16 protein-coding genes are annotated in these 24826 nt (G+C 63.5%); 5 read left to right on the top strand and 11 right to left on the bottom strand.

The features are described from left to right. A complete protein-coding gene (locus ABWK72_RS04240) occupies nucleotides 1-2178 on the bottom strand; it encodes a sulfatase/phosphatase domain-containing protein (protein ID WP_367873547.1) in 2178 nt (725 codons plus the stop codon). 101 nt (nucleotides 2179-2279) lie between these two features. Between ABWK72_RS04240 and ABWK72_RS04235 the strand changes: the two genes are divergently transcribed. Both ABWK72_RS04235 and ABWK72_RS04230 read left to right on the top strand, forming a co-directional pair. Continuing rightward, a complete protein-coding gene (locus ABWK72_RS04235; RefSeq protein WP_367873546.1) occupies nucleotides 2280-2720 on the top strand; it encodes a DUF5069 domain-containing protein in 441 nt (146 codons plus the stop codon). A 41-nt stretch (nucleotides 2721-2761) separates the two neighbouring features. Next, nucleotides 2762-3274, top strand: coding sequence for a hypothetical protein (locus tag ABWK72_RS04230; RefSeq protein WP_367873545.1), 513 nt, complete (start codon nucleotides 2762-2764; stop codon nucleotides 3272-3274). Between the two features lie 10 nt (nucleotides 3275-3284). On the opposite strand, the gene ABWK72_RS04225 is transcribed toward ABWK72_RS04230, so the two are convergent. The 4 genes from ABWK72_RS04225 to ABWK72_RS04210 all read right to left on the bottom strand — a co-directional run bounded on the left by ABWK72_RS04225 (nucleotide 3285) and on the right by ABWK72_RS04210 (nucleotide 8990). Further along, nucleotides 3285-4526 carry a thymidine phosphorylase gene (locus tag ABWK72_RS04225; protein WP_367873544.1) on the bottom strand — a complete coding sequence of 414 codons (1242 nt, stop codon included), beginning with the start codon at nucleotides 4524-4526 and terminating at the stop codon, nucleotides 3285-3287. A gap of 144 nt (nucleotides 4527-4670) precedes the next feature. Beyond that, complete coding sequence (locus ABWK72_RS04220; RefSeq protein WP_367873543.1) at nucleotides 4671-5768, bottom strand: phosphopentomutase; 1098 nt, start codon at nucleotides 5766-5768, stop codon at nucleotides 4671-4673. Nucleotides 5769-5814: 46 nt separating this feature from the next. Then, on the bottom strand, nucleotides 5815-6957 hold the full coding sequence (locus ABWK72_RS04215) for a hypothetical protein (RefSeq protein ID WP_367873542.1): 1143 nt from the start codon (nucleotides 6955-6957) through the stop codon (nucleotides 5815-5817). Continuing rightward, nucleotides 6954-8990: an RNA polymerase sigma factor gene (locus ABWK72_RS04210; protein ID WP_367873541.1), complete on the bottom strand. Its 2037-nt coding sequence runs from the start codon at nucleotides 8988-8990 to the stop codon at nucleotides 6954-6956. The genes ABWK72_RS04215 and ABWK72_RS04210 overlap by 4 nt, the downstream gene beginning before the upstream one ends. Before the next feature lie 198 nt (nucleotides 8991-9188). On the opposite strand from ABWK72_RS04210, the gene clpB reads away from it, so the two are divergent. Then, nucleotides 9189-11765, top strand: a complete 2577-nt coding sequence (gene clpB / locus ABWK72_RS04205) for an ATP-dependent chaperone ClpB (RefSeq protein ID WP_367873540.1) — start codon at nucleotides 9189-9191, stop codon at nucleotides 11763-11765. A gap of 41 nt (nucleotides 11766-11806) precedes the next feature. Here clpB and ABWK72_RS04200 read toward each other — a convergent pair whose 3' ends face one another. From ABWK72_RS04200 to ABWK72_RS04175, 6 genes are all read right to left on the bottom strand, one after another. Next, on the bottom strand, nucleotides 11807-12364 hold the full coding sequence (locus ABWK72_RS04200) for a hypothetical protein (RefSeq protein ID WP_367873539.1): 558 nt from the start codon (nucleotides 12362-12364) through the stop codon (nucleotides 11807-11809). A 97-nt stretch (nucleotides 12365-12461) separates the two neighbouring features. Further along, the gene (locus ABWK72_RS04195; RefSeq protein WP_367873538.1) at nucleotides 12462-13835 is read right to left on the bottom strand and encodes a hypothetical protein; all 1374 of its coding nucleotides are present in this window, start codon (nucleotides 13833-13835) and stop codon (nucleotides 12462-12464) included. A 191-nt stretch (nucleotides 13836-14026) separates the two neighbouring features. Next, a complete protein-coding gene (locus tag ABWK72_RS04190; RefSeq protein ID WP_367873537.1) occupies nucleotides 14027-17194 on the bottom strand; it encodes a beta strand repeat-containing protein in 3168 nt (1055 codons plus the stop codon). Beyond that, a complete protein-coding gene (locus tag ABWK72_RS04185; protein ID WP_367873536.1) occupies nucleotides 17191-17856 on the bottom strand; it encodes a hypothetical protein in 666 nt (221 codons plus the stop codon). The genes ABWK72_RS04190 and ABWK72_RS04185 overlap by 4 nt, the downstream gene beginning before the upstream one ends. A gap of 252 nt (nucleotides 17857-18108) precedes the next feature. Further along, nucleotides 18109-20460, bottom strand: coding sequence for an exo-beta-N-acetylmuramidase NamZ domain-containing protein (locus tag ABWK72_RS04180; RefSeq protein WP_367873535.1), 2352 nt, complete (start codon nucleotides 20458-20460; stop codon nucleotides 18109-18111). Between the two features lie 229 nt (nucleotides 20461-20689). Then, on the bottom strand, nucleotides 20690-21481 hold the full coding sequence (locus ABWK72_RS04175; protein ID WP_367873534.1) for a histidinol-phosphatase HisJ family protein: 792 nt from the start codon (nucleotides 21479-21481) through the stop codon (nucleotides 20690-20692). A gap of 83 nt (nucleotides 21482-21564) precedes the next feature. Between ABWK72_RS04175 and ABWK72_RS04170 the strand changes: the two genes are divergently transcribed. Beyond that, nucleotides 21565-22644 (top strand): phosphate acyltransferase, encoded by a 1080-nt coding sequence (locus ABWK72_RS04170; protein ID WP_367873533.1) that lies wholly within the window; start codon nucleotides 21565-21567, stop codon nucleotides 22642-22644. Between the two features lie 319 nt (nucleotides 22645-22963). Continuing rightward, on the top strand, nucleotides 22964-24703 hold the full coding sequence (locus ABWK72_RS04165) for a sulfite reductase flavoprotein subunit alpha (protein ID WP_367873532.1): 1740 nt from the start codon (nucleotides 22964-22966) through the stop codon (nucleotides 24701-24703). Nucleotides 24704-24826: the final 123 nt, after the last annotated feature.

The following is a 24826-nucleotide window of genomic DNA, read 5'->3' as shown; positions in this document are numbered from 1 at the left end:
CTAGGGGATTTCAGCAGTTCCGGTGAGCGCGGCAATCTTGCTTTCCATGGCCTTCGCCCACATCTCGTAGCCGGCGGCCTGCGGGTGGAGGAAATCCGGCATGGTTGCAGCGGGCAGCGTGCCATCGGCGGCCAGGAAGGTGCCGCTCACATCCAGCCACTGGATCTTGTCGCCGACGGCGAAGGTCTTGATGCGCTCGTTGATGCCGTTGTTGATCTGCCGCAGCTTGCCGTCCGGCTTCTCGTCGCGCGGGAAGACGGAGAGCAGCAGGATCTTCGCGTCCGGCTTACGGTCCTGCAGGAGTTCCAGGATCAGCTTGATGCCATCCGCGGTCTGCTCCGGCGGGTCCTGGCGATGCCCGGTGTTGTTCGTGCCGATCATGATCACGAAGAGCTTGGGATCGACTCCCTCCAGCTCACCATTCATCAGCCGCCACAGCACGTGCTCGGTGCGGTCGCCGGAGAAGCCGAGGTTGAGAGCCTTGCGACCGGTGTAGTATTTCTCCCAGGTCGCCTTGCCATGGCCTTCCCAGCCCTGGGTGATCGAGTCGCCGATGAAGACGAGGTTGTGGCCGCCCTGCTTGGCTAGGGAGACCTTCTGCTGGTGGCGTGGCTTCCACCAACCCTCGTTGCGGCTGCCGGGGACGGTGGCCAGGCTCATGTGATATTGGGTGCGCAATTCGGTGTAGCGCTTCTTCATGCCTTCGAGGATTTTGGCATAGGCAGGGTCGTCGTGGACCGACTTCATCTCGTCCGGATCTTTCTCCAGATCGAAGAGGTTCCATTCTTTGCTCGCGGGGAAATACATCAGCTTGTGCTTCTCGCCGCGGATCCCGTCGTGCGCGGCCACGTGGTGGGTGGGCTCGCCACTGTAGAAGTAGTAGATCTCCTTCCGCCAATCGGCGGGTGTCGTGCCTTTTAGCACCGGCAGCAGGCTTTTGCCTTGGACGGTCGCCGGGACCGGCAGCCCCGCCGCTTCCAGGAAGGTCGGCGCGTAGTCGATATTCTGGACCAGCGCCTCGTTCCGCATGCCGGGGGCGACGACTCCCGGCCAACGAACGAGGAAAGGCATCGCGAGGCTCTGCTCGAACATCCAGCGCTTGTCATACCAGCCGTGCTCGCCGAGGTAGAAGCCTTGGTCGGAGGCATAGACGACCAGCGTGTTTTTCGCGAGACCGCTCTTTTCGAGGTAGTCGAGCATCCGGCCGACGTTCTCATCCACAGCGCGCACGCAGCGCAGGTAGTCCTTGATGTAGCGCTGGTATTTCCAGCGGGTGACATCCTTGCCGGTGATCTTCCCGGCCTTCATGTCCGCGATGAAGGCGGCGTTCTCGGCATCGTGGGCGGCGTCCCATGATTCGCGTTGCGCCGGCGTCATGCGCTGGTATTCACCGTTCTGGCCTTCGCTGGTGAAGGAGTCGGGGAAGGGATTGTCGCCCTTGAACTTCATGTCGTGGCCCCAGGACATGTTCCGCGCGATGCTCATCTCCTGCTCCTTTAGCGTCCCGCTGCGATTCGCGTAATCGTCGAAGAGCGTGGCCGGCTCCGGGAAGCTGAGGTCCTTGAACAAGTCCAGATGTCGCGGGGCGGGGGACCAGTTGCGGTGCGGGGCCTTGTGCTGGCACATCAGCAGGAACGGCTTTGACTTGTCGCGTCCGCTCTCCAACCAGGTGATCGCCTTGTCGGTGATGATATCGGTGCAGTAGCCTTCCACGCGCGTCTTGCCGGACTCGGAGATGAAGTCCGGATTGTAGTAGCTGCCCTGGTCCTGGAGGATCTCCCAATGCTTGAACCCGGTCGGCTGGGTGACGAGGTGCCACTTGCCGATGATGGAGGTCTCGTAGCCGGCCTTCTGCAGGAGCTTCGGGAAGGTCGTCTGGCTGCCGTCGAAGCGGGCGTTGTTATTGTCGAGGAAGCCGTTGATGTGGCTGTGCTTCCCGGTCAGGATGGTGGCGCGGGAGGGACCGCAGATCGAGTTCCCGCAGTAGGAGCGGGTGAAGACAGCGCCTTCCTTGCCGATCCGGTCGATATTCGGCGTCGGGGCCAGGTCCTTCAGCGGGCCGCCGTAGGCGGAGATCGCGTTGAGGGCGTGGTCGTCCGAGAACAGGAAGAGGATATTCGGCTGCTCCTGCGCGAACAGGGTGGAGCCCATCAGGGCGAGAAAGAGGACGGGGCGCATGGCCCGAGCATACGCGGGACCCGTGGGCTCCTTGCAAGAAGCGAAGTTTGTCCAAGCTGTCGTTTGACGCTGGCAGGCAAGTCGTCTTTGCTAACAAGGCTATGAAAATCGTTCCTCTCATCAGTTCCGGCACGGCCGGTCCGCTCGGCGTGCTTCACCTGCCCCGCCTCTGGCTCAAGGTCTCCCTCGAATCCCGCGGCCTGCTTGCCGATGGCTATCCCGGTGCCGGCCAAGGCTACGATCAGATGGTTATCGACGGCCTCGGCCTGAAGCGGGATGCCGTGCTGGATTACATTGCCACCAGCCGCCCGACTTATCCGGAATTCGAAGCCTGGGTGAAATCCCAGCCCGGCGCGACCGTCGATGCCGCCTCGATTGCCAAGCTCAACGCAGCGATCACCGGCTACATCCACGACGACGAGACCCGCAAGTCGGTGCTGTCTGCCAGCGCCTTGCCAGATGATGACTGCGCCTGCAAAGATGCGGTGAATCTGAACAATCTCGACGACTGGCAGGAGTTCCACTCCGCGGTATTGAAATAGTCGTCTGTCTCCGCTTTCGTATGCAGCAGGGCGGGGAGAACATGGCAGAGGAACCGGATGAATTGCTGGAGGCAGCCGGCGGAACGATTCCGCTAGGTGTGCGACTGACGGGACATTTCCTCAACCTCTTCGTGTTCGTCCTGACCCTGCCGACTGCCGCTGCTGCCTTCCTATGCTTGGCCGGCTTGGGTGCGGTCGCCCACGAGCCCCGGGATGCGCTCGGGGCGATCGCCCGCTCTGCCGCGATACTAGGTGTCTTTTGTGCGATGCTGGCTGCCCTGCTTGGGGCATCCTGGCTGGTTTTGGCCGTCCGCGCGCCTCACGAGGATTCCGGGCATGCGCGCTGGCCCCTGCATCCCTTGCGCGCGATCGCCAAACCTTTGGTGATCGCGGGGCGGGTCTATGCAGTCTTCGCCTCGGTGGCTTGGCTCACCGTGATGATCCTCAGTTCGGGAACGCGGAGTTCATGGACCTGGTTGTGCTTCTGGGTGGCTTTGGGAATCGGCAGCCACCTGCTGGTCCGCATGATCGACCGCTATCCCGGGGCTCGCTGAACCCCGGGCCTCAGGGCTCGATGCGGATCGCCTTTTCCAGCATTGCCTCGGCAATCTCGAAGTCCACTGCGGTCCGCGCATGGATCCGGCACAAGGGGTTGCCCTGATGGATGTGCTCGCCGACTTTCACGAAGCGGTCGAAACCCACGGCGTGATCGATCCCATCCGTCGCGCGAGCCCGGCCGGCCCCAAGTTGCACGGCGGCTTGGCCGACCATTCCCGCGTCCACCCGTACGATGGTCCCGGTGTCCGGGGCGGGGAATTCCCGGATGACTGGAGCGTGATGAATCACCGCTAGCCTCGGGAGGTCCGAAGGATCGCCGCCGTGCGCCGCGACGATCTCGTCGAACTTCCGGCGCGCACTGCCATCATCTAACAGCTTCTCCAGTTCGCCGCGCGACACCGGGCTGATCTTCTCGGCGAGATCGAGCACCAGCTTCCGCAGATCTTCCGGACCGCCGCCCTCCAGGCATTCGAGGGATTCGATCACTTCCAGGGAGTTCCCGACCGCCCTGCCGAGCGGTTCGCTCATCGGATTCAGCACCGCATGGACCTCCACGCCCATCTCCCTGCCGACCGCAATCAGCGAATCCGCGAGGGCATGCGCCTCCTTCTCCGTCTTCATGAAGGCACCGGTGCCGTACTTCACATCCAGCACCAACTCGTCGAGCGACTCGGCGAGCTTCTTGGACATGATCGAAGCCGTGATCAGCGGGATCGAGGGCACGGTGCCACTGACATCGCGCAGCGAATACAGCTTCTTGTCCGCCGGGCAAAAGCGGTCGGTCTGGCCCATCATCACTACGCCGATTTTCTCTAACAAATCCTGCGCTTCCGGGATGGTGATTCCCACCTTGAAGCCCGGGATCGATTCCAGTTTGTCGAGCGTGCCGCCGGTAATTCCGAGTCCGCGCCCGGAAACCATCGGCACCCACACGCCGGTGCAGGCGACCAGCGGGGCGAGGATCAGCGAGACCTTGTTGCCGATTCCACCGGTCGAGTGTTTGTCCACCACGGCCGGGTGACCGGCGCGATGCTGGAAGACGTCGCCGCTCTCCATCATCGCCTTGGTCAGCGCCGCCGTCTCCGCGGGCTCCATGCCGCGGAAGAAGACCGCCATCGCAAAGGCCGACATCTGGTAGTCGGGAATCTCGCCGGAGGTGTAGCCCTCGATCAGCAAACGGATCTCCGCCGGATCAAGGGTTTCTCCTTCGCGCTTGCGGGCGATGAGGGTGGGGACGTGGAGCTTCATTCGATAAGGGGTAATCTTCTTTCAGGAGCAGGAGTCGGCTCGTCTGTTAGGATTGAGCTAGCCTGCTGAGCAGATTGCGGTCCTTGCGCGTACGGATGATCTTCGAGTCCATCTTCACAACTCGATCCTAAGGCAATCCGCTTATCAGTCCAATGTGAAGTGATGGGCGACCAATCTCGCCACCTGCGTGAAATCCCCCGAATCCCCCGGCGCGAAGGGCGCATTCAAGGTCAGCAGCGGTACCTGCTCCCGTGTATGATCGGTCCCGGCATGATAAGGATCATTCCCGTGGTCCGCGGTGATCAGCAGAAAGTCCCCGCCAACCTCTGGCAGGAATCCGCCCAACCAAGTATCGAACTCCCGCAAGCACCGCGCATACCCGGCGGGATCCCGGCGGTGGCCGTAGAGCATGTCGAAATCCACCAGATTCGCGAAGATCAGGTGGGGTTGGGTTCGTCGTTCCGCCCAAAGCTCTTCGATCACCGTCATCCCGTCCGCATTCGACTTCGTCGGGTGTGACTCGCCAATCCCCGAGCCCGCGAAGATATCCGAGATCTTGCCGACCCCGATGGTTTGCACCCCGGCTGCCTGCAGGCGGTTCAGCACCGTCTCCGGCGGCATCAGCGAGTAGTCGTGTCGATTCGAGGTGCGCTTGAAGGTGGCCGCAGAGTCGCCGAGGAAAGGCCGCGCGATCACCCGGCCGATGCGGATGCCGCGAGCATCCAGCACCTCCCGCGCCCGCTTGCAGAGCACCCATAGCTTCTCCAAGCCATAGCGCTCCTCGTGAGCCGCGATCTGCAGGACGGAGTCCGCGCTGGTGTAGACGATCGGGTGGCCGGCCCGCAGATGTTCCTCGCCCAGTTGCTCCAGGATCTCCGTCCCGGAAGCAGCAAAATTGCCGAGGAAGGGGCCGCCGATTTCGTCTAACAGATCTTCCGGGAACTTGGTGAAGGTATCGAAGGGTCTCTCCAGCACGCAGCCCGCCAGCTCCCAATGACCCGTCGTTGTATCCTTGCCCACCGACTTCTCGCTCATCCTCGCCCAAGCCGCGCCGGGCAGGGTGGGGGACTTGCCGCGGCCGAGCGCCTCCAGCAAGCCCAACCTTGCAAGGTTGGGCAGCTCCAGATTATCCCGCTCGAACAGATGCCCAAGCGTGTCCGCCCCGGCGTCACCAAAGTCCGCGGCGTCCGGCGCTGCGCCACAACCGACCGAATCCAGCACGATCACCAAGGCCCGTTTCACGGCGGCAGCCTCAGCGAAATCCGTGCCTTCGCCCAATCAATTCCGCCTAGCGGTCGGGCAGTTCTTTCGGGCGCGGATGGGCCAGGGCATCCCGATACGCAGCCTCGGCTTGGGTTCGATCTTCACTTTGCGGAAGCGTTGCGATCCATGCGGCGGCGGAACGCGGATTCTCCTGGGTCCACGATTTCACCACGCTGCGGAGACCGGGGCCGCGGGACTTTGGATCGGTATCGCGGAGATACCAATCCATGCCAGCCGGCAGGCTGGCCGGATCGAGTTGGGAGATTGCCACCTGCGCTGCCTTCGCGAAAGTGGCGGGTGGTAGACCGGCACTCTTCAGATACTCCCTGGCCAAGGCGGGTTCGGGGTGTTGGGCGATTGCCTGCTTCACCAGATCCTCCCGTCCGCTGTCGTTCAAGCGCTTCAGGAAAACGGGCAAATCCTCCGGTGACAGGACCTTCAGCACGTCATCCAGCGTGGCCGCCAGCTTGCGGCCCTCCAGTTCGGTCAGGCCGCCCAAGTCTGCGCCGGACGGGGCCGCAGCAATGCGGGCGGCGAGCTGCAGGCGCGGCACATCCAGCGGCTCCCGGTGGCTGGCGTGGGTATCAATGCTCTTTTCGTTCAGCGGCGGCTCGGCCTTCGATCTCATCTCCAGCCATTCCCCGGCGGCGACAGGGTCACGCGAGATCCAGGTGCGGATCACCAGAAGGAAGCTCGTGATATCGCCGCCCTTGAGCGCGAATTCACAGGCCGACGCCGGGGCCTTGTCGATGAGACGGGTTGAGGCACTCTCATAGATTACGGACGCGAAATTATCCTGGACCCCTGCTTCGCGGATCGCCTCCGGCAGTTGCAGCAGATCTTCAGCGGTGGCGTCGAGGAGACCATTGCGGATCAGGTCGTCCTCGCCCGGCCCGAGATCCCGCAGCATAGCGATCAGGATCAGCTTCTTGAATTCCGCGAGATAGGACTTGGCATCGAACTTCGGCTTTCCGCTCCGCCCGATCTTCCCGGCGTTGGAAGTCGCGCCACTCGCGCTGATGGCTTCTTTGATAGCCGGGTCCGCCATCTGCAGCCCCGTTGCTGTCCGCAGCTCTTTCTCACGGCTGAGCAGCCGCGCGTGGTCGCCGTGCTGCCTCAGGCCAAGCAGGATTGCCACGGCGACGATCGTGAAAAGAAACGGCTTCATCGGAAAAGTTCCGGCGGGAGTTGGGATTCATCGAGATCCTCGTCACTCATGCCTTCCTTGCGGATCATGTCGAGAACCTCCTTGGCAGCCGGAGTCGCCAGCAATTGGCGAAGGATTTCCTCCCGCCCTTCCAGATCGGTGAGCAGCCGGTAGCGGTCCAAGGCATCAGCCACTCCTGGAACCGTGGTCCCCGCATGACGGATATAGGCGGCCAGCATCTCCTGATCGGGATTCTGCTGCCACTCCGCGTCGAGTGCTTCCTTCGTCTGCCCGGGAGCCGAACTCATGGTGTTGGCCAGGAATATCCCGATTGCTTCCGGGCTTTCCCCGCCGATGGCGGGGCCTTTCAGCCAGGCAATCCGCTCCGCGATCTGGTGGGTCTTCATGCCCGCGTGGTACTGCACACCGCCATCCTCCCGGTAGGGATCGCCTTCCGCCGCGATGGCGAAGAGCGCGGCTGCGGGCCCGCCCGGCTCCACGCCGCTGCGGTCCAGCCACGCGCGGGCCTCCGCCGGGGACTTGTCCTTCGTCCCGTAGCGGAAGAGCATCGTCACGGAGTTCTGGCGCTTGGCCGGATCTTCAAACTTGGCCGCCATCTCGAGAAGCTCCTCCGGCGTGCCGACACTCCGGAAGTAGTGAATCACCGGAATCCGCTCATCTTCCGCGAGCGAGTCGTAGAACACCTTGGCTGCTTCAGGATGCCCTTCCCGCAAGCCGAGGTGGATTTCCGCCGGGAGTTGCAAGTTCAAGCGCGAGCAATCGAGCCGCCCCGCTTGCACCTGCTCACGGTACCAAGCAATCGCTTTTTCCGTATCCTGGCGGGCAAGGGACTTGGCGGCAAAGCCGGCCCGGCCCCAGATCTCTTCCTGGCCCTTCATGTCGAGCTGATCGGACAGCAGCGCCGCCATCGACAGGACCTTCCCGGCATCGATCTGGCTCTTGCGATGGGTGGCATACTCGGCGAAGAGGGTGGCGACCAAGGCGAACCTCTTCTTGGCAGGCAGCTCGACGAGGATCGACTCCCTCAGCAATTCCTCGAGCTGCTCGTTGCTCAGGTCTTTGATCCACCGGTCCGCCTCGGCATCAGCCAGCCGCGAACCGCTCCGGCCTTCGTCGATGATTTCCGCTAGCCGCAGCACGCTCTGCTTGGCGGACCTCCCCACGGCGGGAAGCGTCCGGGCCGTGGATCGCTCCGCTTCCACCGCGTCGGAGGAACCATGGGAAGCGGAGTTTTCGAGGGCCACGATCCTCCCGCGGACCGCGGCATTGGCCGAGGCTTGGAGGCCAAGGGGGATGGTGGAAAAAATCAGGGTGGCCAGCACCCAGGTCGCGGGATGGAGTTTCATGAAGTGCACGGAATGGGAGGCCAAGGCGGCCCACGACAGTGCCGAGGCACCCGCCGCCGGCGAACTGGCGAGCGCGGCCAGGAAGGGAGCCGGAGCCGTCTGGGAAAGGGCGGACCCGAGCCCGGTGGTCAGGGCGGATCCGCTTACCGCTGCACCGCGCTTGTTCAGCGCCAGTCGCAGCTTTTCCACCGACCGCGAACCGCGCTGCCGCCAGGCCGGGGCTCCGCCGCCGAAGCGCCGCGCCATTTCCTCGAAGCTGAGGCCTTGGAAGTAGCGGAGGAATATTACCTCGCGGTCCTTCGCCGGCAGGCTGTCCAGTGCTTGATCCAGCAGCGGTGCGACCTCTTGCCAGTTTTCTTCCCCTTCGTCGGGTCCATCGGGAGCGGGCAATTGTTTCATCCGGGCATCGTGCCGGCGTTCCCGGCGCAGGAGTTTGGCAGCCTCGTAGCAGACGGTGCGGTGAAGCCAGCCCGCCAGGCTCGGGACCCCGCCCAGCCGGGGTGCCTTGCGGGCCAGGATCAGCAGGGCGTTCTGGGCCGCCTCTGCCGCGAGGTCCCCGCGGCCGGTGCGCCGGATCGCGGCGTGATAGAGCAGGCCGCCGTAACGCCGTGCCAGTTCCGCGAAAGCTCCTTCCGAAGCCTTCGTGGACCAGTCGTCAAGCAGTGCGGTGTCGCTCCGTTCCGTCATCTGCCCCTATTCCTCCGGCAAGTGCCGAAGTGTGACAGGAAAAATCATGAGCTGCCCGGTGGCATGACTCATAGCACCAAGGTGAAACAATTTATTTGAGTAATCCGGAAGCGATGCGATCCAATCTCCAACAAACTGGAAACGAGTGATAGCAGGACGCCGCACCCGCTTCTAAACTCTCCTGAAACCCCGGATCCCATGGGACTCGATAAGCTTACAAACAAGCTGCAGGAAGCCCTGCAGGCCGCCCAGCGCCTCGCCTCGAAGTCGGCTCATCCCGAATTGAAGGGCACCCATTTGCTGCTCGCCCTGCTCCAGCAGGAAGGCGGGATCCTCGTGCCGATCCTACAGGGAGCGGGCGTGGATCTGACCCGTTTGAAGGCGGCCGTCGCGTCCGCGCTCACCCGCGAGCCGAGCCAGCAGGGCGGCACCACCCAGCCGCAGATCAGCTATGGACTGCGCGCCACGCTCGATGCCGCGGATGAGATCCGCGCGGAAATGGGCGATGACTTCCTGAGCGTCGAGCACGTGCTGCTCGGCGCGCTCAAGGCGGATGCTCCGGAAGGCAAGCTGCTCAAGGAAGCCGGCCTCGACGAGAAGAAGGCGCGCAAGGCCATCGAAGGCATCCGCGGTCCCCAAAAGGTCACCGACCAGGATCCGGAGGGCAAATATCAGACCTTGGAAAAATACGGCACCGATCTCACCGCCCTCGCGCGGGAAGGAAAGATCGATCCGGTGATCGGCCGCGATAACGAGATCCGCCGCGTGATGCAGGTGCTCTCCCGCCGCACCAAGAACAATCCCGTGCTCATCGGCGAGCCCGGCGTCGGCAAGACCGCCATCGTCGAAGGCCTCGCCCGCCGCATCGTCTCCGGCGACGTCCCGGACTCGATGAAGGACAAGCGCATCATCGTGATGGACGTGGGCGGCATGCTGGCCGGTGCCAAATACCGCGGCGAATTCGAGGAACGTCTCAAGGCCTTCCTGAAGGAAGTAACCGAGTCGGCGGGGGAGATCATTCTCTTCATTGACGAACTCCACACCATTGTCGGAGCCGGTGCCAGCGAGGGCGCGGTCGATGCCGCGAACTTGCTGAAGCCGCAGCTTGCCCGCGGCGAATTGCGGACCATCGGCGCGACCACCCTCGACGAGTATCGCAAGCACATCGAGAAAGATGCCGCGCTCGAGCGCCGCTTCCAGCCGGTGATGGTGGGCGAGCCTTCGGTGGAAGACACCATCGCCATCCTCCGCGGCTTGAAGGAGCGCTACGAGGTCCACCACGGGGTCCGCATCCAGGACGGCGCGCTGGTTTCCGCCGCGATCCTTTCGGACCGCTATATCTCCGACCGTTTCCTGCCGGACAAGGCGGTCGACTTGATGGATGAGGCAGCTTCCCGCCTCAAGATCGAGCTCGACTCGATGCCGACCGAGATCGACCAGATCGAGCGTGAGATCCTCCAACTTGAGATGGAGAAAAAGGCGCTGGAGAAGGAGTCCGACAAGGCCAGCCAAGCCCGCCTTGATCGGGTCAAGGAAGAGCAAGCCAACCTCAAGGAGAAGTCCTCCGGTCTCATGGGCCAATGGCGGAACGAAAAGGAAATCATCGATCTCGTCCGCAACGCGCAGGGCCAGATCGATGCCCTCAAGACCGAGGCCGAGCAGGCCCAGCGCATCGGCGACCTGACCCGTGCCTCGGAGATCACCTACGGTCGCATCCCGGAAGCCCATCGCGATTTGGACGCAGCCAAGGAACGCCTCACCGAACTCCAGAAGTCGGGCGCGATCCTCAAGGAGGAAGTCACGGAAGAAGACATCGCCCGCGTCGTTTCGGCATGGACCGGCATTCCTGTTTCGCGACTCCAGGAGGGCGAGAAGGAGAAGCTGGTCCACATGGAAGAGCGGCTCGGCGAGCGTGTGGTCGGCCAGAAGAAGGCGATCAAGGCGGTCTCGAATGCGGTCCGCCGCGCCCGCGCCGGCTTGCAGGATGAGAACCGGCCGATCGGCTCATTCCTCTTCCTCGGCCCCACCGGCGTCGGCAAGACCGAGCTTTCGAAAGCGCTGGCCGAATTCCTTTTCGACGACGAGCACGCGATGGTCCGCATCGACATGTCCGAATACATGGAGAAACACAGCGTCTCCCGTCTGATCGGCGCGCCTCCCGGATACGTCGGCTACGATGAAGGCGGGCAGCTCTCCGAACACGTACGGCGCAAGCCGTACTCCGTGGTCCTCTTCGATGAAATCGAAAAGGCCCACCCGGACGTCTTCAATGTCCTGCTCCAGGTGCTTGACGACGGCCGCATCACCGACGGCCAGGGCCGCACGGTGGACTTCCGCAATACCGTGCTGATCATGACCTCGAACATCGGCAGCCAGCACATCCTCGGCGAGGAGAATGCCGAGCAGCGCGAGGCCAAGGTCACCGACGCCCTGCGCCAGCACTTCCGCCCGGAATTCCTCAACCGCATCGACGAGACGATCATCTTCGACCGCCTCAAGCGCGAGGAACTGACCACCATCGTCGATATCCAGCTCGAACGCGTTCGCAAGCGCCTGGCCAAGCAGGGCCTGGCCCTCGCGCTCACCACCGAGGCCAAGGAATACATCGGCAACCAAGGCTACGATCCGGTCTACGGAGCGCGTCCGTTGAAGCGCTCGATCCAGCACCATCTGCTCGATCCGCTATCGCTTGAGATCCTCGACGGCAGGTTCAAGGAGGGTGATGTCATCACGGCGGACGTCTCCGGGGGGCATGTCACTTTCGAAACGAGCTGACCGATCAGGGTGGCACCCTGCGAGCGCCGTGACGCTCGGTCCTATTTCTTCTTCAGCCCTTCTTCTTTCCGTAATTCCTGGATGGTCTTGGCCATCTTCTCGAAGGCAGCCAGCACGTTGAGCGCTTGGACCGGCTCCTTCGCATTCTTGGTGCGCAGCCTATAGGTTAGCATTGCGCGTTGGAAGAATGCCGGGCCGGTCTCGTCGTCACGGCGCTTTAGTTGGTGCCCCTTCGGAGGCTCGGAAGGCCATGCGTCGGGGGTTGAAAGCAATCCCATCTGGAGGAAATCGCCATGCTGATCAAGATAAAGGATGCACATGACGTCTTCCTGCGGAAGGCGCTCCACCTTCTCGGGACCGATCATCCATTCGATCGTTCCTCTGCCGTCGTAGGGGTTCACCAGAGGGCGCGTGGCCGTCACCTTTCCCCCATCGACCGCGATCAAGGCGATGGGTTGCTTGCTATGGGCATCGATGTCCCAGTCTTTGGGAAAGGGGATGTCGAATTTCGCATTGAGCCGCTGGTCGAGATGCGCGAGCGCTTGCTTCGTCAAGAGCGCGTCCGGAGGCAGCTCCTCCGCGCGTATGGCGGTAGCCATGGCGAGTAGAAGCAGCGGTAGTAAAACAAGCTTCATGGAGAGCCTCATCGTGGCCTGAAAAGCGGTGTTGTCGAGATGGCATCCTCCGCAACCGGCTTTACCGGGACGCAGGCAATCCCGCCTTGCTCAAGGCCACCCGGGCTTCCCCGATCAGTTGCTCGACGCTTCTCCCGTCGAGCAGCAATTCCAGGTCCTGGATGGTGTAGTCTTCCATATCCCCGGCGAAGGGCCAAGGCGGCGAGACCGGGGGCTTCATGCTCGCGGGAAATTGATAGCGCCCGCCGCCCATGTTCGTGACCCCCGGCTGCTTCACGAATTCCTCGAACGCCTTGTTATACACGTCCGCCTTCTTGTTGAAGGCTTCGAGGCGCTCGGAATTCTTCACGCAGGCGGCGATGAAACGCTGCAGCCGTGCGGCATCCCCATTGCCGTCGAGATGGATGAAGTAATATACCAGCATCAGGCCGGCTTCGTAGAGTTCGAGCATTTTGTTGTTGTTCATGCCCCGCCCGGGCGGCATGAGCCGGCCGGGGACCGGGCCGAAGCGGGAGTCGGGAGCCACGGGCACCGGACGCTCCTTCACCCCGTCGTTGTCCCAGGTCTTCCGGTTCATCACGATGGTTTCGGCTAGGTCGAAGGCCGGCTGTTCCTTGTGATGCTCCCTGACCGCGGCCAGGTGCGAACCGGGCGTGAAGGTGCCGATCTTCATCGGCATGCGCTCCATGTATTCGGCGGTCCCTTCCGCCAGCCAGATCGGCATGGCGGGCAGCGCCTCGTCCATCAGCATGTGGGTCAGCTCGTGAACGAGGGTCTGCGTGGAATACTCCTCCTTGCTGCGTTGCCAGCCGTTCGAGGTATTGACCAAGCCCAAGGTTTCGAAGGGCACCATGAAGACCTTTCTCTCGGGAATGTAGACGCCGGCGCTTTGCGTCGGGCCGCCCGCCTTGATATATTCATTCCGGGATGTGAAAAGCTCCGCGCGGAAGCGCCCGTCCTTCGGCTTGGCGAGGATTCCCCATGGCGAGGCTTGGAGAAGCAGGTAGGTGGCCTCGAACATCCGGGCGATGTCTCTCATCGGTGCCTGGGCCAATTCACCGCCCGAGATGAACTCGAAGTGCCGGGTGTGATAGACGTACTTGCCGGTAGCGGATGACACCACGTCGACATCGACGTCGCCGAGGCCCATCTTGATGTCGAGGGGCCACTTGCTCCACGGCCTCGGCAGCTTCCAGCCCAGATCGGCGACAAAGAGCCGGTCCGCCACCGAGAGGCTGGCCAGCGGCACCTTGGCCGGTTTGCCGGTGCTCTCCAGCTTCATCGCTACGGACTCGCCGTCACGACCGAGCATCCACCCCTTGATCGCCTTGCCATCGGCATTCTTCCATTCGCGCAGAGCGCTGCCAGCCCCGGTGTTTTCGCTGACTTGGGCTTCCGCCAGGCCGAGCGCGCAGAGCAGTGGCAGCAACATCACAAAACGGGGGGAGATCATCGGAAGCAGGCGATGCCACATGTCCACCCGCAATGTCAAGGTAGGCGAATCCCTGTTAGGGTGCTCCGGACCACCGCGAAGTTATGATTTGGGAAACGCCAATGCCGGACGCAAAAAGGCACCCGGTCCCCAAACGGAACCGGGTGCCCTCGAACTGCATGATCGTGCCTACCTTACTGGACCCGGGCGCGCAGGAATTCCTTCGGATCTCCGGCGACCGCTCCCGGGCTGCGGAAGGTCCGGTAGATCCATCCCTCGTCGCTGAGCTCCGGCAGGTCCAGGCCCTCTTGGATCGCCGTGGCATCCGGGCCGGTTACTTCGTCAATGTCGAGGGTCCATCCATCCAAGGTGTCGCTCCCTTCAATGGTATAGGTCACTCCATCCGCGGTAGCCGTGAGCGAGGTGCCCCCCGCGAAGGTTCCGACGGCGGTGCGCACCGGCAGGGTCAGGGTGAGTGCCGGAGTGCCGCCGACATTGGCGACCTTCACTACCACCTTGCCTCCGGTCACGCCGGAGAGCGGATCGCCGTCAAAGGCGAATTCGCCCAGATTGTCCAGGCCGTCGCTGTCGGGATTGTCCGTAAAGTCGTCATTGGCCGCGGTCAGTCCCTTGTCCGTTGCCCAGGTCGCGTAGGGCGTGACGGCACCGTTGGTGGTCACGCTGAGGAGACCATCAAAGGTGATGAAGGGCGTCTCGAAATCCGCTCCCAGTTCAGTGACGGACCCCGGCCGGCCCCACAGGCCCGGAGCTTGTGGCACGCCGTCGAGGTAGAGGCTGCCTACCACATCGGTGGCCGCTGACAATAGCTCCAGCTTCCCGGTGCCGGAGATCCGCACCGCGGCGGTATCCGAGAGGAACTGCTGGTTTGGAGACAAGGTCCCGTTGGTGATGATCGTATCACCTGAATAGGTATTCAGCGCGCTGAGCACCGTGAGCGATGGCCCGATGTGCGTCAGGCTGCCGGGACCCGAAATCACGTTGCCGACCGTGACCGAATCGAAGCCCTCCGGATTGCTGAGGTTGATGACCAGCGAGGTGTTGTTGGTCACTCCGTTCGGCCCGAAACTGCCGGTGCTGCCGCCGTTGCCGAGTTGCAGCACGCCCGCATTGATCTGTGTGATCTGGGTGTAGGTATTGTTTCCCGAGAGGATCAGCTTGCCCGGACCGTCCTTGGCCAGGAAGGTGCCAACACCGGTGCCCGCGATGACACCGCTGAATTCGGTCTCCGCATTGTTGACGGTGATCGACTTGGTCGCGCTGCCGTAGGCCACCGCCCCGCTGAAGGTCAGCTTGCCGGTCCCGGCGCTGCCGAAAGGGGTGGGAACGCTGAAGGAGATCGGGTTCGGGATCGTGCGCGGCGAAGCATCCGACGAGCGGATGCCGCCGTTGCGCAGGTCGATCAGTGCAGTGGCATCGCCGAAGACCGATGCATCCGAGCCGATGGCGATCATGCCCGCCCCGAGCCGGGTCGTGCCGGTATATGTGTTCGCCGCGACCAAGGTAACCGTGTTCGCCAGGTTCTTGTTCATCGCCGCGGGGTTGAGCGCATTACCCGTGAGTCCGCTGCCGGTGATCACGTTGGTGAAGGTGAAGTCATCGGTCCGGTTGATGCTCACACCGGAAGTCAGCGAGGCCAGGTCGATGTTGCCGAGGACGCTGCCGGTGGTGCCGCCGTTGCCGATCTGAACCACACCTGCGGCGACCGTGGTGCCGCCGTCATAAGTATTGGCAGCTGCTAGGGCCAGGATGCCGGTGTCGGCCTTTGTCAGGGTGCCCGTGCCGCTGACCGGATTGGTCAGGGTGAAGGTGTTGCCAACACCCACGCTGATCGTGGAGGCACCGCTGAAGCTGACATCGGAGGCCGAAGTCAAGTTCGCTCCGGTGTTGCGGAAGGTCGAGCCTTCCAGCACCACCTGTTTGGAGAAGCTGCCGCTGGTGTAGTTCTCCAGAAGTAGGATCGCGCCGTTCTTCACCGTGATCGCGCCGCTGCCGCTCACCACACTGCGGGTGAAGGAGAGCGTGCCGGTTTCAATATCGATCGTTCCCGGGTTGCTCATCGTCCCATCGACGAGCGCGATGAAGTTTCCACCGGTCTTGGTCAACTTGTGATTGGCCAAGTCGATAAGGGCCTGGCCCGCGGTAATCGGGCGCAAGTCCCAGCGGCCGCTGCCGCCGATGGTCGCATCCGCCGAGAGGGTCAACGAGCGGAAGCCGTTTTGGTGCGTCGCACCGCTGTTCGTGATCACGCCGCTGCCTTGGCCACTGCCTGCAATCACCGCATCGTAATCGCGGTTGGCGTTCATGGCGCCGCTCGTGTCGAGCGTAGCGCCGCTGGCGACCGTGATGGTCTTCGGACCCAGGCCGAAGGCTTGGTTGCCGCTCGGCTTCAACACGCCGCCGTTGACCGCGATGTTCCCCGTGAAGGTATTCACGCCACCGATGGTGACCGTGCCTGCACCACTCTTGGTGAGGCCCGTGGAGCCGCCGATCAGGTTGTTCGCCGCGGCGGTGAAGACGTAGTCGTTGAACTCCGCGTTGTTGATGGTGATCGAGGACGGCGTGAGGACGCCGGTGATCGCCACCGTGCCAAAGCCGGTGTCGCCGAAGCTGACCGAATCACCTTGGAAGAACTTGTTGTCGCCTTCCTGCCAGTTGGCGCTCGCGCCGATGTCCCAGAGACCGTTCGCGGCGGCATTGGTCCAGGTGCGGGCCGCATTGCCGAGCGAGAGGCTGATGACCCCGCCCACATCGCTGAATACCGGGGTCCGTGCGCCGGTGACCGCGAGGTTCGCGGTGCTGCCGGTGAGCGTACCCGCATAGGTCAGCACGTTCGTGCTGGCACCCACCGCCGGCACTTGGGTGAAGCTCAGGGTGGTGGTCCCGGCCAGCGTCAGGCCGTTGCTCGCAGTAAGATTACCGGGAGTGGCCGCATCCACGACCAAGGTGCCGCCGTTCAGGGTCAACAGGCCGGCCACCGTGGATTCGCCAGCGAGTTGGCTGCCGGTGGCTTGCGTGACCTTGCCGCCGAAGGGGCTGTCGATCGTGACCCGCCCGGCATTCACGTTGAGCGTGCCGGTGAAGCTGCCGTTGCTGCCATTCAGGGTCAGCGCGCCGCCGCTGGTCTTGTTCACCGTCGCAGCACCCGTCCATGGGCCGGAGAGGGTGAAGGCCGCATTCACGTTGAGCGTGTTGGTGGTGCCGTTCCACGCGATGGGTGCCGCGATCACCGTCCCGCCGCCGTTGCCGAGCACCAGGTTGGAAGTGCCGTTCATCGTGATCGGCCGGGTGAAGTTGAAGGTGCCGGAGTTCCTCACCACGTAGAGGTTCGCCGCGTTGTTCACGGTGATGTTGCCCGTCCCCCCAAGGTCAGGCCCTGGTTGCCGCCGGCATTCAATTTCAGCGCGCCTTCGTTGACCACGATGTTGCCTGCGCCGGTGACATTGAGGCCGAGCAACGATAGCTGGCCGCTGCCCGCTTTCGTGAGAGTCCCATTGAGGGTGAAAGTCCCGCTCGGGACCGCCGCAGCGGTGTCATTCGGACCCCGGACCATTACCCCGCGGTCGTCGCCGAAGGCTCCTGCTGCGCCCGCCACGGTCCAGATCTGATCGGCTGAAAGGGTATAGCTGCCCCGCATCGTCGGGCCCAGGGCCGCGAAGTTCGCGCTGGCCGTCAGGCCGCCGCCGATGGTCAGCGTGTTCGCATTGGTCTGTAGCAGAAAGGCGGTGAGCCGGGGGGTGGCCGGGACCCCGTAGCTCAAACTGCCGATGTTGCGGGAGATATCGAGGTTGAGGGTATTGGCACTGCCGGCAGCGGTGACATCGGCGATCACGATGTTCGCGCCGTCGCCCGGGATGCCGGAGGGCACCCAGTTGCCGGGGGTGGCCCAGTCGGCAGTGGTGGTGCCTACCCAAGTGGACTGGGCATTGGCAACGATCGGGGTCAGGAACCAGCCTGCGGGCAATGTGAACGCAAGCAGACGCTGATGAATTCTCGGTGAGATCATGGGTTTATAAACGGGTTGAAACCCGGGCGGGGTTCAATCGGGTTCCCGGGTATCTAAAAGCCGTCTGACAAATCGCGGGGTAGGTCAAGCTGCATCAGGCGGCCAGCCTCATTTGTATGACAACAAAAAGATGAAAGACGCTTCTCGCCCTTGCGTAAAGAGGGCGGCTCCCCCCGCTATAATTCCCAAGCCACCTTGATGGCCGCAGTGTTGGCGGGAAAATTGCACGCCAAGTTGAGACGTATTCTATCCCTATCGATCATAGAGCAAGAAAGCCGTCCTCCGCGTTAGGAAATCGGCGAGGTCCCGGTCACGGACCTTCCGGAGCGACTCAAGCGTCTCAGTTCGTCGGATGGCGTCGAGCGTAGCCTCATCCCCCGCCAGCTTGGCCATCTGTCCGATCGCAATCTTCTCCGCATACAGACGCTGGAGCGTGCTCGCCAGGGCAATCCCGAGATCCGCGGCACGGAAGCTCTCCCGGTCCGTCAGTAGGATTCTCACTCCACGACATTCCTCACCGGCGAAGACGCTGGCGGCTGGCGTGAAGCGCACCGGCACGAAGCGGACACCCTGTAGGTCCGCCCGATTGAGTTCGGCGGAAAACTTCGCTTCATCGATATACGGGGCACCTAGTAGTTCAAAGGGCGTATCGGTGCCGCGGCCCACGCTGAGCTTGCAGAATTCCAGCAACCCGACTCCCGGATAGAGCACGGCCGCCGTCGGCCCGCGCATGTTCGGCGAGGGATTCTGCCAAGGTAGACCGGTGCCATCGAACCACTGCAGCGGCGAGCCGCCCTCGCAACGGATCACCTCCGGCTTCGCGCCGAACTTGCGCTCCGCATCGATCAGCCGCGCCAGTTCGCCCACCGTCATACCATGCCGCAGAGGGATTTCATGCGCGCCCACGAAGCTGCGCTCCGCCGTCAGCACCGGCCCCTCGACCCGCGGGCCGATCGGGTTGACCCGGTCCAGAACGATGAAGCGGATCTTCGCCTTGCCCGCCGCTTCCATGCAATTCGTCATGGTCGAGATATAGGTATAGAAGCGGCAGCCGATGTCCTGGATATCGAAGACCAAGGTGTCGATCCCCGCCAGTTGCTCCGGCGCGGGGCTGCGGCGCTCGCCGTAGAGGCTGTAAACCGGCAGGCCGGTTTTCTCGTCCTTGAGATCGCCGATCCCCTCGCGATCCAGATCACCGCGGATGCCATGCTCGGGGCTGAACAGCGCCACCAACTGCAAGCCGGGCGCGGCCTTCAGCAGGTCGATGGTCGAATGCCGCTCGCGGTCGATCCCGGTCTGGTTCGTGATCAGCCCGATCTTGCAACCGCGCAGCTGGCGGAAACCGTCGCGCTTCACCACGTCGATCCCGTTGAGCACCGGCTCGCCCGGCGTCGGCGGTGGACTGGCAGGTCTGGCGGGATCAGGCGCGAGGGCTCCGGGCACATGTTCGAAATTGAAATCTGGAATCGCCTGCGCCGCGAGCGTTCCCAGTTCACGCTGCAGGGCCACCACTCCGCCCTTGCCATCCGGGTGATTGCGGTTTGATAGGAAAATGACGGAGGCCTTCGAGAAGGGATCAATCCAGAGGCGCGTTCCCGTCCAGCCGGTGTGCCCGTAGCTGCCGATCGGAAACATCTCTCCACGCGGGCCGGCGTAGGGCGAATCGATGTCCCAGCCGAAGCCCCGCCGCGGCAACCCCGCGGGCGATTGCACGCTTGTCATTGCCGCCACCGTCTCGCTCCTGAAGATCCGTACTCCGTCGAGCTCGCCGCCGCCCAGCATCATCCGCGCGAAGCGGCCCAGATCACTCGTCGTCGTGAAGAGCCCCGCGTGCCCCGCTACCCCGCCCATCCGCCGCGAAGTGGGATCGTGGACCACGCCGCGCAGCACCCAGCCTCGCCCGATCACCTCCGTGGGCGCGATCATTCTCAAATCCGGAGGCAAGGGCAGGGGAGTCTCCGGTTCAAGCGGGCGGAATCCCGTATCCTCCATTCCCAGCGGCTCGAAAATTTCTTCAGCACAGAATGCATCCAAGGTCTTCCCCGAGACCCGCTCGACGATGAAGCCCAGGACGATGAAATTGATGTCGCTATAACGATAGCCCGTTCCCGGTGCCTCCGTGGGCGTCTCCAGGCAAGCGAGCTTGAGCGCCCCGCTCCTGCCCTTCCAGTCGCCGTCCGGGGATAGACCCGCCCGCAGGCCGGAGCTATGGGTCAGCAGATGCCGCAGGGTGATCTCCTCCTTGCCCCTCCCGGTAAATTCCGGGAGATAGCGGTCGGCCGTTGCGTCCAGATCCAGCTTCCCGGCCTCGGCCAGCTTCATCACCGCGGAGCTCGTCGCGATCACCTTCGTCAGCGACGCCGCGTCGAAGATCGTGTCCTCCGTCATCGCCTCCCGCACCGGCACCAGCGCCCGGCTGCCATAGGCCTTCTGATGGACCACCCCGTCTTTCTCCAAACGGAAGACCGCCCCCGGTGTCCGCGCATCGGTCACCGCCTGCGCGATCGCATCGTCGATCGCCCGCAGCCGGTCCTCGTGAAACGCCACCCCGGCCCGTGCGAGATTGCAGAGAAGAAGTGCCAGGAACAATCGGAGAGCGAGCATGAGTACGAAGACTACGTTCCCACACAGGCGCGTCCTAACAGTTTCAGACCTCTCTCGAAATTCTTGCGGCCTCCGATGTTAGTAACTTTGTGAACAAGGAGTTGCGATCTCTCATAAGGCACTCACTGAAAAAGGGATAAGGTGTGAATTGTTTGGCAAGAAGATCGCTTCAATCAATTCATTGAATCTTTCGTTTGAGCGTCATTACCCCTCACCACAGGCCGGGTCCTTATAGCCTCTCGGCCCTCCGCTGCCGCCCCTCGAACAGCACCGTCTCCCGATACCCCGCCGCCTTCACCCATTCGATCGCTCTCGGGAAATCCCGCGCCACCTCGCCCGGTGCGTGCGAGTCCGATGAAATCACCAGCGGAATCCCCGCCCGACACGCCAGGTCCAGAAACCGCGGCTCCGGGTAAGCCTCCGCACACGGCTTGTGCCAGCCCGCCGTGTTCAATTCGACCACACACCCGGATTCCGCGATCACCTCGATCACCGGCTCATAGAAGCGCGCCAGATCTCCCTCCGGCCGGAAGGCGAACTTCTTCACCAGATCCGGATGCCCCAGGATGTCGAAGAGCCCGCTCTTCGACATCGCCGCGTAGGTCTGCCAATAGTGTGTCCACACCTGCTCCACATCCTCCTCGCCCCAACGCCCGAGCCACTTCGGATTGTCGAAGTCCCAAGCCCCGAGATAATGAACCGACCCGATCAGGTAATCCCACGGATACCTCCCGGCCAGATCCTCGATCCACCCCTCGCAGCCCGCCAGCCAGTCGCACTCCATCCCGGCACGGATGGGGAGGGGACCCGCCGCCGCCTTGGCCCGCTCGATCCACTCGAAATACTGCGGCAGCTCCGCCTCCGACATCCGCCAGTCGTCGAATGGCTCCGGCAGGGCAGGGGCGTGGTCGGAGATTCCATACTCCGTCAGGCCCGCGGCACGGGCGGCGGCCACGTATTCCTCCGGCGTACCGGTGGCGTGTTTGCAGAGCGGGGTATGGGAATGGTAGTCGGCGGGCACGAACCGGGCGGGGTTTCGGGTTGCTTGATTTTCGTTAGGGATACTAAAGTCCGGGACACGCGCAAGCACCGCCGGGTTTTCCGATGTCGAACGATCTTTCCAGCCCTCTTCCAGGCAGCAATCCATTCACGGAGTATCAGATCCAGAAGCTCCGGAGCCATCCGAAGCGGATTGTCTTCACCGAGGGCGAGGACCTGCGCGTGCTGCGCGCCGCCCAGCGGCTGGTGGACGCGGAAGCCGCGGTCCCCGTGCTCCTCGGCGATCGCCAGGCGATCCGTGACCTGGCCGCCGAAAACGGTGTCAGCCTGAAATTCATCAACGTCATCGAGCCCGCGAAATCCTCGGATTTCGGCCTCTTTTGCCAGCGCTTCGCCAAGGTCGAGCGCTACCGCAATCTCAGCGCCGCCGATCCCGCGGACGTGGTCGCCCGCCCCCACTACTTCGGCGCGATGATGGTCCAATACGGCCAAGCGGACGCCCTCGTCGGCGGCAATAAGACCCTGCCCGCCGCCCTTTTCCGCGCCCTCCTGCACACCATCCAGCCCCTGCCATCGGTGCCGAAGATGTTCGGCATGATGGTGCTGGTCGCCCCGCACCTGCAGCATTTCGGCAGCGATGGCATCCTCTTCCTCGCCGATTGCGGGCTGATCCCGCAGCCCAGCGTGGAACAACTCGCCGCCATCGCCATCGAGACCGGCAAGCTGGCCAAGCATTTCCTCGGCCGCGAACCCCGCATCGCCCTGCTCAGCCACTCCACGAAGGGTTCCGCCGGCACCGAGGAAGCCCGCAAGATGGCCGCCGCCACCGCCCTGGCCATCGACAAGGCGAGGGAAGCCTACCTCGATTTCGACATCATCGGCGAAGTCCAGGCCGATGTCGCCCTGGACCCCGCCGCCGCGGAGATCAAGCTGCCCAATGCCGACCGCCGCGAATCGGCGGACGTCCTCGTTTTCCCGAATCTCGATGCCGCCCACATCTCGCTGAAGCTGCTCCAGCACTGCGCCGGGGCCATCAACTACGGCCAGATCCTCGCCGGCCTCGCCCGCCCCTGCGCCCAGGTCCCCCGCACCGCCTCGGAGGAAACCATCTTCGGCACCGCCGCCGCCGTCGCCGTGGAAGCGATCAAATATCATCAGCTCTACCCGGACGGCGAAGTGGGCTGACGGCTACCGGTTGCAGAAGACATCCGCGTGATCCGCGGTCCTCTTTGGAATCACGGATGAACGCCGGTAAACACGGATAAGAGCCGGAACAGGGCATGACCCGGGATCGGCTGCCTTTCATCCGTGTCAATCGGCGTTCATCCGTGGTTGATTTTCAGAATCCCATCCCTCCCGGGCTCTTTCCTTCCATGAGCCCCGCTCACCCCGCCCCTTCGCCAAACGAATCGTGCGGAAGGCCCGGTGGCATGAAACGCGCTTGAACGGCTCCGCCCAAGCCATATGTTCCCGCCCCCCGGGCCCGGGGGCCCTTTCCGTTTCAATGTCCTCTTCCATCCAGATCCCCGAAGACGCACCGTTTTCGGCTGAGCAACGAGTTTGGCTCAGCCAGTTCCTTTCCAATCTCCTGACGGGTGCCACTGCCGCCGCCAGCGCCCCCTCCGGGCCGGCCGTCCCGGTGACCATCCTCTGGGGCTCCCAGACCGGCAATGCCGAGGGCCTCGCCAAGAAACTGGTCAAAACCCTCAAGAAGGGCAATTTCGAGCCGGAAGTCTTCGACATGGCCGCCTACGACCGCGGCCGTCTCCCGCAGGAGCAGAACCTGCTGGTGATCACTTCCACCTATGGCGACGGCGAACCGCCGGACAACGCCACCGATCTCTACAACTGGATCCTCAGCGAGGCCGCCCCGCGCCTGGAAGGCGTGAAATTCTCCGTCCTCGCCCTCGGCGATACGAACTACCCGGACTTCTGCAAGTGCGGCATCGATTTCGACGTCCGCCTCGAGCAACTCGGTGCCAGCCGCTTCCTCACCCGCATCGATAGCGATGTGGATTACGACGTCCCCTTCAAGCAGTGGTCGGACGGTATCGTCTCCGTCCTCGCCCCCGCCGGCTCGCCGTCCTCGAACGGGGCCGCCGCCGCCGTGGACCAGCAGGACACCGGCTACTCGAAGAAGAATCCCTTCCCTTCGGCGATCCTCAACAACTTCAACCTCAACGGTCCCGGCGACAAGCACACGCACCACGTCGCGCTTTCCCTGGAAGGCTCCGGCCTCGAATACGAAGTCGGGGACGCCCTCGGCGTCTTCCCCGAGAATCCGCCCAGCGTCGTCGATGAGATCCTCGCCGCTCTCCCTTTCAGCACCAAGGTCTCCGTGCCTCTCCCCGATGGCGGCGAGGCCGCCCTGCGCGACGCCCTGATCGGCTCCTACGATATCGGGAATCTCAACAAGTCCCTGATCCAGAAGTGGCAGGCCCGCAGCGGCTCGCCCTTCTTGCGCTCGCTCGTCGCCGCGGACGACAAGAAGGCCTGGGACGACTTCTGCTGGGGCCGCGACCTGATCGACCTCGTGGTTGATCACCCCGCCGACTTCACCGATGCGGAAGACTTCGTCGGCGTTCTCAAGAAGCTCCAGCCGCGCCTCTACTCGATCGCCTCCAGCCCGAAGGCCCATCCGGGGGAGGTCCACCTCTGCATCGGCATCGTCCGCTACAATACCTACGGCCGGAAGCGCGGCGGCATCTGCTCCACCTTCCTCGCCGACCGCGCGGATGGCCTGAAGCCCGGCGTCTTCGTCCACACCAACAAGGCCTTCCGCCTCCCCGAAAACGGCGATACCCCCGTCATCATGGTCGGCCCCGGTACCGGCATCGCGCCCTTCCGTGCCTTCCTTGAAGAACGCAAGCTCACCGGCGCGAAAGGCCCCAATTGGCTCTTCTTCGGCAATCCCTACCGCGGCAGCGATTTCCTCTACGAGGAGGAGTTCACCGCCTTCCAAAAGGAGGGCAGCCTCCAGCGCCTCGACCTCGCCTGGTCCCGCGACCAGAAGGAAAAGGTCTACGTCCAGAATCTCATGCTCCAGCAGGGAGCCGAGCTCTGGAAGTGGTTCCAGGACGGTGCAGCCTTCTACGTCTGCGGCGATGCCTCGCGCATGGCCAAGGACGTCGATGCCGCCCTCCACACCATCGCCGAGCAGCACGGCGGCCTCTCGAAGGAAGACGCCGCCGCCTACATCTCCCAGCTCAAGAAAGACAAGCGCTACCTCCGCGACGTCTACTGAGTTGAAGTGAAGTGGCGTCGCGCAGCGGCTGTGGACTGCGCGCAGCCCGCTCTGCCCGCTGCCCACATTCTCGTGATGCTTCCCGGACGGCTCTTCCCCTGGGAGCGCGGAGCCACCCGGCCC

Source organism: Luteolibacter sp. Populi, from assembly GCF_040801775.1.
GTDB lineage: Bacteria > Verrucomicrobiota > Verrucomicrobiia > Verrucomicrobiales > Akkermansiaceae > Haloferula.
The sequence above is the reverse complement of the archived record's forward strand: the minus strand, read 5'-3'. Positions and strand labels throughout refer to the sequence as shown.

Bases quoted from the DNA above. Each gene is read 5' to 3' on its own strand.
- ABWK72_RS04240 (WP_367873547.1), bottom strand. From the start codon at position 2,178: ATGCGCCCCGTCCTCTTTCTCGCCCTGATGGGCTCCACCCTGTTCGCG.
- ABWK72_RS04235 (WP_367873546.1), top strand. From the start codon at position 2,280: ATGAAAATCGTTCCTCTCATCAGTTCCGGCACGGCCGGTCCGCTCGGC.
- ABWK72_RS04230 (WP_367873545.1), top strand. From the start codon at position 2,762: ATGGCAGAGGAACCGGATGAATTGCTGGAGGCAGCCGGCGGAACGATT.
- ABWK72_RS04225 (WP_367873544.1), bottom strand. From the start codon at position 4,526: ATGAAGCTCCACGTCCCCACCCTCATCGCCCGCAAGCGCGAAGGAGAA.
- ABWK72_RS04215 (WP_367873542.1), bottom strand. From the start codon at position 6,957: ATGAAGCCGTTTCTTTTCACGATCGTCGCCGTGGCAATCCTGCTTGGC.
- ABWK72_RS04210 (WP_367873541.1), bottom strand. From the start codon at position 8,990: ATGACGGAACGGAGCGACACCGCACTGCTTGACGACTGGTCCACGAAG.
- clpB (WP_367873540.1), top strand. From the start codon at position 9,189: ATGGGACTCGATAAGCTTACAAACAAGCTGCAGGAAGCCCTGCAGGCC.
- ABWK72_RS04200 (WP_367873539.1), bottom strand. From the start codon at position 12,364: ATGGCTACCGCCATACGCGCGGAGGAGCTGCCTCCGGACGCGCTCTTG.
- ABWK72_RS04185 (WP_367873536.1), bottom strand. From the start codon at position 17,856: ATGATCTCACCGAGAATTCATCAGCGTCTGCTTGCGTTCACATTGCCC.
- ABWK72_RS04180 (WP_367873535.1), bottom strand. From the start codon at position 20,460: ATGCTCGCTCTCCGATTGTTCCTGGCACTTCTTCTCTGCAATCTCGCA.
- ABWK72_RS04170 (WP_367873533.1), top strand. From the start codon at position 21,565: ATGTCGAACGATCTTTCCAGCCCTCTTCCAGGCAGCAATCCATTCACG.
- ABWK72_RS04165 (WP_367873532.1), top strand. From the start codon at position 22,964: ATGTCCTCTTCCATCCAGATCCCCGAAGACGCACCGTTTTCGGCTGAG.